At 33.0% G+C, this 14,149-nt stretch carries 15 protein-coding genes and 3 tRNA genes; 5 read left to right on the top strand and 13 right to left on the bottom strand.

Annotated elements, in window-relative coordinates:
• Positions 1-22: 22 nt before the first annotated feature.
• Positions 23-922, bottom strand: a complete 900-nt coding sequence (locus tag VI621_RS14260; protein WP_324219076.1) for a MerR family transcriptional regulator — start codon at positions 920-922, stop codon at positions 23-25.
• Between the two features lie 292 nt (positions 923-1,214).
• Between VI621_RS14260 and VI621_RS14255 the strand changes: the two genes are divergently transcribed.
• Complete coding sequence (locus VI621_RS14255; protein ID WP_324219075.1) at positions 1,215-2,234, top strand: type I restriction enzyme HsdR N-terminal domain-containing protein; 1,020 nt, start codon at positions 1,215-1,217, stop codon at positions 2,232-2,234.
• 369 nt (positions 2,235-2,603) lie between these two features.
• On the opposite strand, the gene VI621_RS14250 is transcribed toward VI621_RS14255, so the two are convergent.
• The 4 genes from VI621_RS14250 to VI621_RS14235 form a co-directional block, all read right to left on the bottom strand.
• Positions 2,604-4,061: a DUF2254 family protein gene (locus tag VI621_RS14250; RefSeq protein WP_324219074.1), complete on the bottom strand. Its 1,458-nt coding sequence runs from the start codon at positions 4,059-4,061 to the stop codon at positions 2,604-2,606.
• Positions 4,062-4,597: 536 nt separating this feature from the next.
• A tRNA-Leu gene (locus tag VI621_RS14245) sits at positions 4,598-4,680 on the bottom strand.
• Between the two features lie 42 nt (positions 4,681-4,722).
• Positions 4,723-4,795: transfer RNA gene (locus tag VI621_RS14240), tRNA-Lys, on the bottom strand.
• A 38-nt stretch (positions 4,796-4,833) separates the two neighbouring features.
• Positions 4,834-4,906 (bottom strand) — tRNA-Lys (locus tag VI621_RS14235).
• A gap of 127 nt (positions 4,907-5,033) precedes the next feature.
• Between VI621_RS14235 and VI621_RS14230 the strand changes: the two genes are divergently transcribed.
• Positions 5,034-5,552: a shikimate kinase gene (locus tag VI621_RS14230; RefSeq protein WP_324219073.1), complete on the top strand. Its 519-nt coding sequence runs from the start codon at positions 5,034-5,036 to the stop codon at positions 5,550-5,552.
• On the opposite strand, the gene VI621_RS14225 is transcribed toward VI621_RS14230, so the two are convergent.
• The 3 genes from VI621_RS14225 to VI621_RS14215 all read right to left on the bottom strand — a co-directional run bounded on the left by VI621_RS14225 (position 5,544) and on the right by VI621_RS14215 (position 7,098).
• On the bottom strand, positions 5,544-6,041 hold the full coding sequence (locus VI621_RS14225; protein ID WP_324219072.1) for a phosphoribosyltransferase domain-containing protein: 498 nt from the start codon (positions 6,039-6,041) through the stop codon (positions 5,544-5,546). The two genes, VI621_RS14230 and VI621_RS14225, sit on opposite strands and share 9 nt — an antisense overlap.
• Before the next feature lie 102 nt (positions 6,042-6,143).
• Positions 6,144-6,725 (bottom strand): methyltransferase, encoded by a 582-nt coding sequence (locus tag VI621_RS14220; protein WP_324219071.1) that lies wholly within the window; start codon positions 6,723-6,725, stop codon positions 6,144-6,146.
• Complete coding sequence (locus tag VI621_RS14215; protein ID WP_324219070.1) at positions 6,709-7,098, bottom strand: RNA-binding S4 domain-containing protein; 390 nt, start codon at positions 7,096-7,098, stop codon at positions 6,709-6,711. Before VI621_RS14215 ends, VI621_RS14220 begins: the two co-directional genes overlap by 17 nt.
• Before the next feature lie 78 nt (positions 7,099-7,176).
• On the opposite strand from VI621_RS14215, the gene VI621_RS14210 reads away from it, so the two are divergent.
• Positions 7,177-8,070, top strand: a complete 894-nt coding sequence (locus VI621_RS14210; RefSeq protein WP_324219069.1) for an FKBP-type peptidyl-prolyl cis-trans isomerase — start codon at positions 7,177-7,179, stop codon at positions 8,068-8,070.
• Positions 8,071-8,138: 68 nt separating this feature from the next.
• Here the strand turns inward: VI621_RS14210 and VI621_RS14205 are convergent, their stop codons facing one another.
• From VI621_RS14205 to VI621_RS14185, 5 genes are all read right to left on the bottom strand, one after another.
• Positions 8,139-9,092 (bottom strand): transketolase family protein, encoded by a 954-nt coding sequence (locus VI621_RS14205; protein ID WP_324219068.1) that lies wholly within the window; start codon positions 9,090-9,092, stop codon positions 8,139-8,141.
• On the bottom strand, positions 9,089-9,820 hold the full coding sequence (locus tag VI621_RS14200) for a hypothetical protein (protein WP_324219067.1): 732 nt from the start codon (positions 9,818-9,820) through the stop codon (positions 9,089-9,091). The genes VI621_RS14205 and VI621_RS14200 overlap by 4 nt, the downstream gene beginning before the upstream one ends.
• Positions 9,801-10,652, bottom strand: coding sequence for a transketolase (locus VI621_RS14195; RefSeq protein WP_324219066.1), 852 nt, complete (start codon positions 10,650-10,652; stop codon positions 9,801-9,803). The genes VI621_RS14200 and VI621_RS14195 overlap by 20 nt, the downstream gene beginning before the upstream one ends.
• Before the next feature lie 186 nt (positions 10,653-10,838).
• A complete protein-coding gene (locus VI621_RS14190) occupies positions 10,839-11,387 on the bottom strand; it encodes a ferritin-like domain-containing protein (RefSeq protein WP_324219065.1) in 549 nt (182 codons plus the stop codon).
• Between the two features lie 155 nt (positions 11,388-11,542).
• On the bottom strand, positions 11,543-12,046 hold the full coding sequence (locus VI621_RS14185; protein WP_324219064.1) for an SRPBCC family protein: 504 nt from the start codon (positions 12,044-12,046) through the stop codon (positions 11,543-11,545).
• Between the two features lie 221 nt (positions 12,047-12,267).
• On the opposite strand from VI621_RS14185, the gene VI621_RS14180 reads away from it, so the two are divergent.
• Both VI621_RS14180 and tgt read left to right on the top strand, forming a co-directional pair.
• A complete protein-coding gene (locus tag VI621_RS14180; protein WP_324219063.1) occupies positions 12,268-12,774 on the top strand; it encodes a DUF6799 domain-containing protein in 507 nt (168 codons plus the stop codon).
• A gap of 238 nt (positions 12,775-13,012) precedes the next feature.
• The gene (gene tgt / locus VI621_RS14175) at positions 13,013-14,143 is read left to right on the top strand and encodes a tRNA guanosine(34) transglycosylase Tgt (protein WP_324219062.1); all 1,131 of its coding nucleotides are present in this window, start codon (positions 13,013-13,015) and stop codon (positions 14,141-14,143) included.
• The last annotated feature ends 6 nt before the right edge of the window (positions 14,144-14,149 follow it).

Here is a 14,149-nt window from a genome sequence, read left to right as displayed (position 1 = left end):
ATGATTTTTTAAAAAAAAATATTTAAAGTTTATTTACCAATTCATTGATGGAGTAAAAAATGGTTGTTTTTGGTGAGATTATTTGGGTATCAATATGTTCGACCATTCTTCCGAGTAGCCATAATTCAGAATTTTCTTCGTTCAAAATTTCGGTATTGAGTTTTGAAAGGTAATCGTTGACTTCTTCTTTTTGAGGCTGAACAGTAAAATACGATACAAAAACGATGTTGTCAAAATATTTTTTTAAGTCTTTTAAGCTTTCCAACGGAACACTTTCGCCTAAATAAATGGATTTGTAACCGTGTAATACGATTTCGTAATTCAGATACATTAGGCCCAATTCATGAATTTCATTCAGAGGAAGGTATAAAACAAAAATTTTACTGCTATTGGTTGGCTTCGTCACCTGAATTTTCTCCGTGTTTATTAAAAGTTTTTGCTTTATCAGATAGCTCATAAAATGTTCATGTGCCGGAGTAATGGTGTCCGTTTGCCATAATAATCCTATTTCATTCATTAACGGGATAAAAACTTCATAAAAGACTTCTCTGAATGTTTTTTCAGCAAGTAAACCATCATATGTTTTGTAAAACAGGTATTGGTCGAAATTCATCATGGCTATCTTAAAAGTATTTATAGCATGATTTTTTTTACTTTTTTCGGATACGATTTCTCTAACCATTAAAGGAATTTTCTCATTAGAGAAGGTTGCAATTCTCGATATTTTATAACCGTGATCATGTAACAGGGTGATATTCAATAATTTTTGTAAACTGGCCAAATCATAATAACGAATATTTGTTTCAGATCTCATTGGCTCAAGCACATTATACCTTTTTTCCCATATTCTAATGGTATGTGCTTTTATTCCTGAAAAGTTTTCGAGATCCTTTATACTAAAGGTATTTTTAATATTGTTCATGAGTTATTGAAATTTCGTAAACAAATTTAAAAATTTAATTTGGAATGGCAATTGAATGTTTGGATTTAAATAAAAAAAGTCTGGAGAGGTTTGATTTTTTTGTGGCATCACAGAATTAAACAACATTTAAAGAAAATCCTTTAGAAGCACAACCTGCATTCTAATGATTATGCATAAAATGCTGACAATGTGGAAAGCCGTAAACTATATTAATTTTGTTAGATTAGATTTGATATTCATTAAGTTACAATTAAATGAATAGATGAGATTTTAAAAACCAAAACCAAAACTTATGATGGCAACAAACATTCCTAAACAAGCAGTCAATCAATTGAAAAAAGCCCTGGATAATTTTAAACTTAACGATGCAATTGAATTGTGTGCTAATGAAGCGCAAACACGTAAGTTTTTAATTGAGCCTTTTTTTGAAATGCTGAACTATGTTTCAAATGATTTAATTCCGGAATATAATGCTGATTTCGGCGAACGTGTTAGTCAAAAAATTGATTATGCTATAGTTTTAAATAAAAAAGACACTATTTTAATTGAAGCTAAAAAGCAAAATAGCCGATTAACAGACAAGGAAGCCGCGCAATTAAATGGATATTTCAATAATACCAGAAATTCAAAAATTGCAATTTTGACAAATGGTATTGAATATAGGTTTTATTCGGATGTTTTAGAGCCAAATGTAATTGACGGTAAACCTTTCTTTGTTTTTAATTTGAGTGCATATAAAGATAAAGATGTTGATACTCTCATTAAATTCGATAAACGATATATCGTAATTAAAGAAATTATCCAAACCGCCCAGGAATGTGTTTTTACAGAAGATTTCGAAAATGCACTATTTAAGGAATTAACGGAACCTACAAAAGACTTATTGAAAATCATACATAGAAATATGAATTTTAAAACGAAGTTCAATGAAGGTACGCAAATCAAAATGAGAGGCTTCATTAATTCTTCTTTGTTAAAATCTTTGTATGATAAAAAAGTTATTGCCGAGTCAAACTCAAACTCGTTAGGTATTGTAACTACTGAATTAGAAATTCAAGCCTACCATACAATAAGAACGTTGCTTATTCAAAACAAAAAAATCCCTAACGAAAGATTGGGTTATAGAGATTTTAAAAGCTTTTTCAATATAAGTATTGATGACAATGCAAAAAAGGTTATTTGCAAATTGGTTTTTAATGATTCTAAAATGAAAATGTTTATAGATAATAATGAGTATGCTTTAGAACATATTGACGATGTTTTAAAACACAAAAACGAGTTGACTAACAGAACGCTTGCTTTAGTTGAATAATTGAAGTGTAACGAAAGGAATGAAAAGGCATCCATAATCGGACCGCCTTTTTTTGTTCAAATAGTCCAACCACAGGGAAGCGTAAATCTTATCAAATATAAGTATTGATGACAATGCAAAGAAAGGATATTTGTAAATTGGTCTTCAATTATTCTAAAATGAAAATGTTTATAGATAATAATATGTATGCTTTAGAGCATATTGATGATGTTTTAAAACATAAAAACGAGTTGACTAACTAAGGCTAACTTTGGTTCTCACTATTTCTTAAAAGGATTTCAGTATCTTGAGCAATATCTCATCAATGTTTTTTACTTCAATTAATTACACCTAACGGGTTTTTTATTTCCATTTTCATATGTAAATTCATTAAAAAATGGTGTAAGCTTTAAGGTATTTGATAGCCTCAATTTCAGCATTTGTAATTTCTAAATTATCCGAATAATGATTCGTTTCGTAATGATTTAATACTCCTTTTAGTTCCAGTACTTTAATTTGCAATTTAGCTTTTTGTCTAAACCTGGACAATTCCTTCTCTACAATCACTAATTTTTCTTTTGATATTTTTAGTTTCCCTTTTTTATATTGTGACAAGTTATAAATTTCAAGTAAATCCATTTCTTCAACTTGTTGGATTAAAATTTTCAAATTAAACGGATTTTCAACTAACGGTAAAATAATACTGATTGATCTAATAATTCTTTTCACAACAGTAGGATCTTCTTTTCCCCACTGAAAAATCTGATCGTAGCAAAAGTCAATAAATTCTTCAAAATTAAATTCATTTACTTGAATTTTTTTGGAACCCAAAGTCCTTGAATCCGTAGTTGGGAATTCTCGTATGGCTAATTCTTTTGCTATTTCCCCAATCTGGTCTATACAATTCAAACAAGTCGTTGGATCATTCACCGCAGGAGAAATGGCTTTTATGGCAATATCAACAAGCTTTCTGACACCAAAATTCACATCTTGCGTATGGCTTCTGAACAATTTAACTCTAAAAGTAGTGCTGACAATCGCTGCTATTTCTTTCTTCAAACGAAGTATCTGATTCATTTGGAGTTCCTCGCTAAAGACTAATACCATAAGCGTAGTGGTATTTTTCATGATAAATTCTCCTACAATTGGTTTTTGATAGGCATTTTCAAAAAATACGCGCACATCAGAACTACTGATATATTCCGTTATTTTTTCTAGTTTTTTATAATTCACACTGTCTAAATAGCCCGTTTCAAATGGACTTACGATTTTTATTTGAAATTTATCCGGGTTTATTTTGGAACGTTTGTAAAGCAAATTTTTTCCAACACTCCAATTTTCCTGATACAACACATTGATTTCTTCAACCATTTCCGCTTTAATTCCATTTGTGATACTGGAGACATTCATGTTTATACTTAAATAGCTAATCATGTTAGGATAAGACCATACTAAACAGTAAAATGCGAGAAGAGAGCCTGTAGTAAGTGTTAAAAGAAAAGAAGTCTGGTAAAAAACGGAAGCTAATTGAGGTAATACACACAACGAAATTGTACCCACAAATAATCCGATAAATTGTTGCATTTTGATATTATTTGATAAAAAATGTCTCAAAATTCGAGGAGAAAACTGAGAAGATGCCAGTTGCATCACAACAAAAATAACAGAGAAAGTAGTTAATGAAATCCCAATAAGAATAGAGATTAAAATGGTAGAAACCGGAATCAGTCGATTATAAATTTCAACTTCATTGATTTTGAATTTCAATCCAAAATCAACATAATAATCAACCGTCAATAAAACAGAGCCAATAATAAACGCATAAATACCACTGGTAAATGTGCCCATATGTTTTATCTGATGTTCCAATATATTTTTGACCCGCTGTCTTAATTTTTGTATCATAATTTGAATTTCAATGTGTAAATTTAACATAAATACATCTGTAATAGCAGTATTAATTTTCAATGACATATAGAAAACTATGTTTCTTTGCGTTAAAAAAACTTGAATTACCCCCAATGGGTTAATGTATTAATTTTATCACTGAATTAAATCAAAAAAATGGACATTCATCAGTTTTTTACCAATGATTGTAACGCTAAAAAATAAAATCTGGTAGGATCTTAAGAGGTGAGGATACTGAATTTATTTATGGTAAGTAGAAATGAATTGTAAACAATATGAATTAGGCCAAAAAAATAGTATAAAAAAGTTTTCCCGCACCACCTAAAAAAATATTCTCGGGTACATCGGATTGTTTATTCACGACAAGAATGGGATTGACTTCGTCTTTCCCAACAAAGCTCCGCTTTGAAAATAGAAATGCTTCAAAAATAATTTCAAGTAAACTTGATTATTTTTGAAGCATTTCTATTTATTCGTGACCACGGCGGGATTTGAACCCGCACGCCCTTGCGAGCACCAGCCCCTCAAGCTGGCAAGTCTACCGTTTCTCCACGTGGCCTTAAAAAAGAAAAGGTCAAGTAATAAATTACTCGACCTTTAGTGACCCGACTGGGGCTCGAACCCAGGACCCCATCATTAAAAGTGATGTGCTCTACCAACTGAGCTATCGAGTCATTGATTCAAGAAAAGTATGTGTTAATCACAAAATTTGTGACCCGACTGGGGCTCGAACCCAGGACCCCATCATTAAAAGTGATGTGCTCTACCAACTGAGCTATCGAGTCAAATTCTTTTCTTGAATGCGGGTGCAAATATAGGGCGTTATTATTTATTTTTCAAAGCAATTTTAGTATAAATTTACATTTTTTTAATAAATACTTTTAACGCCTTAGTTTATAAGGTTTTATTCCGATGAGAAAAATACTTTTATTAGGTTATATGGGTTGTGGTAAGTCTACAATTGCTAAATTATTGTCCGAAGCAATCGGTATTCCCTATTTCGATTTGGATAAAATCATCGAAGAGAAGACCAATCTGTCAGTAAAAATTCTCTTTAAAGAAAAAGGAGAAATCTATTTTAGAAAGTTAGAACATGAAGTTTTTCATGATTTAATGCACAATTCTGATAGTATGATTTTGAGTTTGGGAGGAGGTACGCCTTGCTATGCGAATAATCATGAATTGTTGAAAGGAGAAAATACAATTTCAATCTATTTGAGCGCTTCCATAGATACATTGTATAATAGGCTTCTTAACGATAAAAACAATCGACCGCTGATCGCTGACAAAAGCGAAGAAGAATTAAAAGAATTTATCGCAAAACATCTTTTTGACAGAAGTTTTTATTACCATCAAGCCCAATATAAAATTAATGTCGATGGTAAAACACCGGAAAATATTGTTGAAGAAATTGAAGAATTATTAGCTTAAATAGGCGTAATCTTTATGGTCTTCAAAAACAACCTGAACATGTTCTAATAGGGAAGTGGAAAGCGAAATGCCTTTGAAATCAGCTTTTACAGGATACTTTTTATGGTTTCTGTCGACTAAAACCGCAGTCTTTAATTTCTTTAAAGGAACGTCTAAGAAATGTTTTACACCGTAAATCAAAGTGGTTCCGGAATTTAATACATCATCAACCAATACCAAGCCTTTGTTCTCATATTGTTCTTTTGTCAATGAAGTGGTTATAGGTGCATTTGGATTTTGCTTGTCGATATAAACTTCACAAAGAATTACTTTTATAGGAGCTATATTTTCTAAAGCAAGCGCCAGTTTTTTGGCAAAAATAAAACCATTAGTCGCAATTCCGGCAATTACAATTTCCTCTTCATCAACAAATGTCTCATAGATTTGGTAAGCAATTCGTTTGATTTTGTGCTCGATTTCCTGATTATTAAGAATGATGTTTTGGCTCATTGTAATTATTTTTTTTCAAACCGACTTAAAAAGCCTTTTTCCTAAATTAAATCCAAAAATAAAGAATTTTTATCAAAGGTTGCTTCTTCCTTGAGCTAAATATCATTTCGGAAGCAAGATAAAAAAGAGTTCCTTTCCTTCTCTTGGTTTTATTGAATTATAAGCGGCTTCTAATGTTTTTATATTAAAATCATTTTCAAATAAGTTTTTATATTCTTCAATTGAACCGCCAAAAGGAGGACCTTCTTCCGTTAATGGAAATTGAAAAAGCAATCCTACTATTTTTCCATTTGGTTTTAAAAGCGATTTCATTTTCTGGACATATGCTGTTCTTAATTTTGGATCTATGGCGCAGAAAAAGGTTTGCTCGATGATTAAATCATATTGCCCTTCTAATTTGAAAAAGTCAGAATGGATTAGTTGTTTTTCATCCAGTTCGGGCATTCTTTTTTTGATGTTTTCCAATGGAGTTGACGCAAAATCCACTACAAACGAATGCTTAAACCCTTTGTGAATTAAATATTCGAACTCATATCCATTTCCGGCTCCGGGGATTAGAATCTGGATTGTTTTATCCTCTAACTGGTCAATATATTCTTTGATGGGCGTGGTGATTTCGCCAACATTCCAACCGATTTCATTGTTTTGATAACGGTCTTCCCAATAATTACTGTTCAGTTTCATCTTCATTTGTTTCGTTTCCAAAATCTTCTAAATCTCTGCGATCCTTTTTCGTTGGACGTCCGTCACCTGTTTTTCGATAATGCTCTTTGGATAGTTTCAATAATTCCAAATGCTGGAAAGCTTCGGCCGGCGTTTCGTCTTTTCGATACATATCCACCAATTTGGCTCCAACGCGATTAGGCGGAATGTCTAACACGGTGATAATTTGCGTAATTTGATCTTTTCTGAACGTAATTTTATCCGTAGGAAAAACCTCTTTTGATGGTTTTGCAACCAGGCCGTTTACTGTAATATGATTTTTTTTACAGGCTTCGGTAACCATGTTTCTGGTTTTGTAATATCTCACGCACCATAAATATTTATCAACTCTCATATTTTTTCTAAAATCAACGTTAAATTGTTTACAAAAATAAATCAATATTGTATCTTGCGCACTTAAATTATACGAATAATGAACAAAATTCATAAATTATTTTTGATTCTTACTGTTGGAATTTTATTTGCCTCATGTGTAAAAGACGATGAGCAAAAAGTAGAGCCGCTAAGAGATTACACAGAACAATATAATAAAGATTTAGATTCTTTGGATAAATACATAGATACACATTACATTACAGTTGATGCTGATTATAATGTGACAATGACTAAAATACCAGTAGGAGGAACGCAAGAATCTATTAGAATCCAGGATGACTATCCTTTGGTATCTAAAATGGTTCAAAATGATGATCATGACGTTAATTACAAAGTGTATTATATAAAGCTTCGTGAAGGTGTAAATGAAACACCAACAGCTGTCGATTCTGTTTATGTATCTTATAAAGGAAATCTTGTAAGTGATTTTCAATTTGATTATGCCCAAAATCCAGTATGGTTTCAATTAGAGGATGTTGTTCCGGGATGGGCAGAAATTATTCCGTTATTCAAAACGGGTAACTATGATACTGCCGAAGGACCGAACCCTACTGCTTTTACTGAATTTGGAGCGGGAGTAATGTTTTTACCTTCAGGTTTAGGGTATTATAATATGACAACATCAGCAGGAACAATAGGTGCTTATTCTCCATTAATTTTTAGTTTCAAATTGAATAAACTCCGTTATAAAGACCATGATAGAGATGGTGTATTATCTAAGGATGAAGTTGATCCAACTATAGCAAATCAAAAACCAATAGATTATGACAGTGATGGCGATGGTTTTGCAAACATGTTTGATCTTGATGATGATGGCGATAATATTTTGACTAAAAATGAGATACATAAAAACCTTGACGGGACAATTATTTTTGAAGATTGTGATGGTGATGGTATTCCAAATTATTTAGATCCAACGATTTGTCCATAAGCTTTTAGCATATAAAAAAAATCCCGTTTCATAACTGAAACGGGATTTTTTTATATATAACAGATAAACTATTTTCTCCTCAAAACTTTTTCTACAGCTTCAACAATCGCCTGATTGTTCAATTTGTATTTATCCATTAATTGTTCCGGAGTTCCGCTTTCGCCAAAACTATCCTGAACCGCAACGAACTCTTGTGGAGCAGGACTATTCATAGCCAGAACTCTGGAAACGCTTTCGCCAAGTCCGCCAAGAATATTGTGTTCTTCGGCAGTAACGATACATTTGGTTTTAGCCAAAGATTTCAAAATCGCTTCTTCGTCCAAAGGTTTAATAGTGTGAATATTGATGACTTCAGCAGAAATTCCTTTTGCTTCCAAAGCTTCAGCAGCAATTAAAGCTTCCCAAACCAAATGTCCGGTTGCAATAATGGTAACATCAGTTCCTTCGTTTAATACAATTGCTTTTCCAATTACGAAAGGCTCGTCAGCTGGCATGAAATTAGGAACTACCGGACGGCCAAAACGCAAATAAACTGGTCCGTGATGATCGGCAATCGCTAAAGTAGCCGCTTTAGTTTGGTTGTAATCACAAGTGTTGATTACAGTCATTCCCGGCAACATTTTCATAAGTCCGATGTCTTCCAGGATTTGGTGTGTTGCGCCATCTTCTCCTAAAGTTAGACCTGCGTGAGAAGCACAAATTTTCACATTTTTCTCAGAATAGGCTACCGATTGACGGATTTGGTCATAAACTCTTCCTGTAGAAAAGTTAGCGAAAGTTCCTGTGAAAGGAATTTTTCCACCAATGGTTAAACCGGCTGCGATTCCAATCATGTTGGCTTCTGCAATTCCGATTTGGAAAAAACGCTCCGGATGATTTTTCTTGAAATCATCAAATTTTAACGAACCGATTAAGTCGGCACAAAGCCCAACAACGTTTTCATTCTTTTGACCTAATTCGGTCATTCCTGCTCCAAAACCGGAACGGGTATCTTTACTGCCTGTATTTATATGTTTTTTCATTTTACTGTGTGTGTTGTTTTGGGAATATGATAAGGAAAAGCATCATTAATTTTAAAAGTGAAATTGAAATCAGCAGTGTCGATCGCTACAAATTCAGTTTCTGAGGCATTTTTTGCACCTTTCAGGTGTATTATTTTTCCAATATTTTCATCTTCTTTTATATTAATTTTATACTTGCTGCTCAAATAATTTTTTAAGGAGTTTTTTTGACTAAAATTTAATTTGTTGTTTTTTTCAAAAAAGTAATAATGCTCATTAATTATTTTTTTTCTTTTACTGTTTTTATATTGGGTAAGATGGACAATAGTTACATTAGTCACCGAATCTCTTTCATATTCAACATCTTCCACAAATTTTTTGAACTTTGTTTTTCTGCCATAAAAAAAATTGTTGTAAAGAATGGCATTGTTTAATTTATTCAGGTCTTCAACTGTACTATAATTGAAATTAGCATCAAACTTTATCAATAATTTATTTTTGTAATCAAACAGTGTTGCAGTTTTAAAATTTGCTTCTAAACTTAATAATAATACATATGTTGAATCATTTACATTTCTGAAATGGATGGATTTAACTCTAGCACCGTTTTCGTAATTTTTAATATTACTTACCGTAACCAAATTAAAATAGTAATTCATTTTATGGTCTTGGGCAAATAACCCAAAAGTAAACAGGCAAAACATTAAAGCCAAAAGTGACTTCATTTTACTAATAGTCACTATCTCCATGAGTGTAATTTTGGCTTAAAGCGCTAGCCAATTGCTCATTATTAGGGGCTTTACCATGCCAAGCATGACTGTACATCATAAAATCTACACCATGCCCCATTTCTGTGTGCAATAAAACACAAACTGGTTTTCCTTTTCCGGTTCTTGATTTGGCATCGGTCATTCCTGCAATAATGGCCTCAATGTTGTTACCTTCTGCAATTTCAAGAACATCCCAATCAAAAGCTTCAAACTTTGCGCGGATACTTCCCATTGGTAAAACTTCGTCGGTAGCACCGTCAATTTGCTTTCCGTTAAGATCGATTGTAGCAATAATATTGTCCACTTTTTTAGCAGCGGCATACATGATAGCTTCCCAGTTTTGACCTTCCTGCAATTCCCCATCACCATGAAGACTGTAAACCAAATGGTTGCATTTATTCAATTTTTTTGCCTGAGCGGCACCAATGGCTACAGATAATCCTTGTCCTAAGGAACCTGAAGCAATTCTCACTCCCGGTAAACCGTCATGAGTGGTTGGATGACCTTGCAGTCTTGAATTGATAAGGCGAAAAGTAGCTAATTCCGAAACCGGAAAATAACCGCTTCTTGCTAAAACGCTGTAGAAAACAGGCGAAATATGCCCGTTTGAAAGGAAAAAAAGATCTTCTCCAATACCATCCATGTCAAAACCTTCTTTGCGATCCATCAAGTTTTGGTATAAGGCTACCATAAATTCGGTGCAGCCTAGAGAACCTCCCGGATGACCTGAATTGACAGCATGTACCATACGAAGAATATCTCTTCTGACTTGGATAGTTAAATCGTTTAATTGTTGTGTGTTAGGCTTCATTTTGTTTGTTAAAGTTAAACTGTGGCAAAGATAATCAGATAATTGGATTTTTCAGATTAATAGATTGTTCGATTTCATGAAAGTTGTCAAGAGTTGTTGAGAACTTTAAATATATAAAGCCTGCATCAGGCAGGCTTTATATCAAACGGGAATAATTACTCAAATAGGAATAATCAATAAAAAATATTATTTATGATGTGCAGTGGCAGCATTTGGATTAATAGCAGACAGCGCAATAGTTGTCAAAGTTGCATCTGCTCTTTTCTCTTCTTCAAGAGTTTTAGCTAATAAAGTGGCCGCTTTATCTTCTCCAAGAGTTAATGCGAAGGCATGTAAAGTACCATAAGTAGCAATTTCATAATGTTCTACCTTTTGTCCTGAAGCTATAATTCCAGCATCACGCACATCACCTAATTCGGTTTCTGCCATAATGAGTTCGCTCTCTTTTATTAATCCTTCCATTGCGTCGCATTTTTTGGCAACAGCTTTGGTACCGATAGCTTTAAATACTTGTTCTAAGCGTGAAACATGTTCTTCTGTTTCAGCTAAATGACTTTCTAAAGCATGAATTAGTTTTGACGATGAAGCGTTTTTAGCCATTCTTGGCAGTGATTTAGTCAATACTTTTTCTGCCCAGTAGATGTCTTTTAATCCATTTTCAAATAAATCTCTCAATTCATGTGCTGCATTCGATTTTGCTTTTACAACTCCTTGTTTTTTAACTGTCGTTTCCATAATAATTGTTTTTATATTAATATTATTTTTAAAAAAGTAGTATGAAATTTGGGGTTATATCTTACAAAATTATGATATGGTTATTATTGAAAATTCAATTGTGGGATATTTAATTTTTTAATAATTATAATTTGAAGGTTTTGTTCTCGCCATAATTATTTTATACTTTCATCGAGTTTGTCGAAAGATTCGTTCCAGCCAACATTAGTCATATCGGTTATTTCGCCAGTCGGGATGCCAATATGTTTGAGAGTCATTTTTGTGTTGCCATTATGGTCTTCAAATGTTACTGTTACCATTAATTCCAAAGGAAAACCTTCCATGCCATAATGTGTAGCCGGAACCACATTTCCTTTCTCGTCTGCAAAAGAATCGGTGAAGACAATTCGTTCCATTGGAGCGATTTCCTTATAGATGCCTGTACTCCAAAAATCTTTGCCCTCAGGAGAACGCATACAGAAAAAATATTTACCGCCTGTTTTAAAATCAACCTCACAGCTTGGGCAAGTGTATCCTTTTGGTCCCCACCATTTCTTGATCATCGCTGGTTCTGTCCAGGCTTTCCAAACAAGTTCTCGTGGTGAATTAAATTCTCTGGTAATGATGAGTTCTTTTTTGCCTGGTTCGGCGGTTGTTGTTGTCTGATTATTCTTTTCCATTTTGATAACTTTTAATTGTTATTCTTTCGCTCTAGGTTTTAGATTTTTAATTACTATAAATTTAAATAAAATTTTATAAACAGCTGTTAATTAATTAGTTAAAAAAAATAAATAATTGTAATGGTTCTGAAAACAACAGAATTTAGTTTTTCAAAATATTTAGAATAAAATTATAAACTCGAATTTTTTTTGTAATTTTATTCTTTAAAAATCAAATTGTTATGAAAAAAATATTTGTATTGTTAGTAGCCATTATTTTTTCGATGGGAATTGTTGCCCAGGAAACCAAAATGGTAAAGATGAAAAATCATGTAATGATGAAAGACGGCAAAATGATGATGGTGAAAGAGGGTAAAATGATGATGATGTATAAAGATGTAACCTTGGCAGACGGATCTGTAGTTTCTTCGAACGGAATGGTAAAAATGAAAAACGGTAAAACCATGATGATGAAAAACGGAGACATGATGGATATGAACGGCAGGATGATGGTAAAAATGTCAGACTATCTAAAAATGAAAGATGGTAAAATGATGATGATGAAAAATGGTAAAATGGTGATGATGAATAAAGCCATGACCATGTCAAATGGTACTATTGTTTTTCCAAACGGCATGATAAAAATGAAAAATGGCAAAACCATGATGATGGCAAACGGTGATAAGATGTATATGAACGGAATGATGAAAAAAAGAAAAATGGAGAAAAAAATGATTCATAAAAAATAAAATAATTCGTTTTGAATTTATTTAAAATGTCCTGCTGTATGGCAGGACATTTTAATTTTATACTGTATCTGATTAAATTTTTAAAATTAAAATATGTTTTTAAATCGTATTTTTTTTCATTGCCACCTTTCCACTTTCCAATATTTATTAAAAGAAATAATGGTATTGTTAATTTAATTCACAATTCACAATTCATAATTCACAATTCTCTTATCTTTGCCGACTGAAAAAAGCCTATATGAAGTTTGATTTATTACATACAGATCCCTTATCTAAAGCAAGAGCAGGGACAATTACTACCGATCATGGTGTTATTGAAACTCCTATTTTTATGCCTGTTGGAACTGTTGCTTCTGTAAAAGGAGTGCATCAGCGGGAACTGAAAGAAGAAATTAATCCCGATATTATTCTGGGAAATACCTATCATTTATACCTGCGTCCTCAAACCGAAATTCTGGAGAAAGCCGGTGGATTGCATAAATTCATGAATTGGGACCGAAATATTTTAACCGATTCCGGTGGATATCAGGTGTATTCGCTTTCAGCAAACAGAAAAATAAAAGAAGAAGGCGTAAAGTTCAAATCGCATATTGATGGTTCATACCACTTTTTCACACCCGAAAACGTGATGGAAATCCAGCGTACCATTGGAGCCGATATTATCATGGCTTTTGATGAATGTACGCCGTATCCGTGTGATTATAATTACGCAAAACGTTCGATGAAAATGACCCACCGCTGGTTGGACAGATGCATCAACCATTTAGAAAAAGTACCCACTAAATACGGTTATGATCAAACCTTTTTTCCGATTGTTCAAGGAAGCTGTTACAAAGATTTGCGTATGCAATCGGCCGAATATATTGCCAATGCCGGAGCACAAGGGAATGCCATCGGTGGACTTTCTGTAGGAGAACCTGCAGAAGAAATGTATGCGATGACCGAAATTGTGACCGCTATTTTACCAGAAGACAAACCCCGTTATTTGATGGGTGTCGGAACGCCAATAAATATTCTGGAAAATATTGCACTCGGAATTGACATGTTCGATTGTGTGATGCCAACACGGAATGCCCGTAACGGAATGTTGTTTACCGCAAACGGAACCATAAACATCAAAAACAAAAAATGGGAAGATGATTTTTCTCCAGTGGACGAAATGGGACTTACTTTTGTAGATACAGAATATTCTAAAGCTTATTTACGCCATCTTTTTGCCGCCAATGAATATCTTGGAAAGCAAATTGCCACCATTCATAACCTCGGTTTTTATATGTGGTTGGTTCGTGAAGCAAGAAAACATATCTTAGCAGGAGATTTTTATGCCTGGAAAGAAAAAATGGTGAAACAAATGAGTCAGAGATTATAGATAATT

Source organism: Flavobacterium sp., assembly GCF_035292545.1.
Classification (GTDB): domain Bacteria; phylum Bacteroidota; class Bacteroidia; order Flavobacteriales; family Flavobacteriaceae; genus Flavobacterium.
The sequence above is the reverse complement of the archived record's forward strand: the minus strand, read 5'-3'. Positions and strand labels throughout refer to the sequence as shown.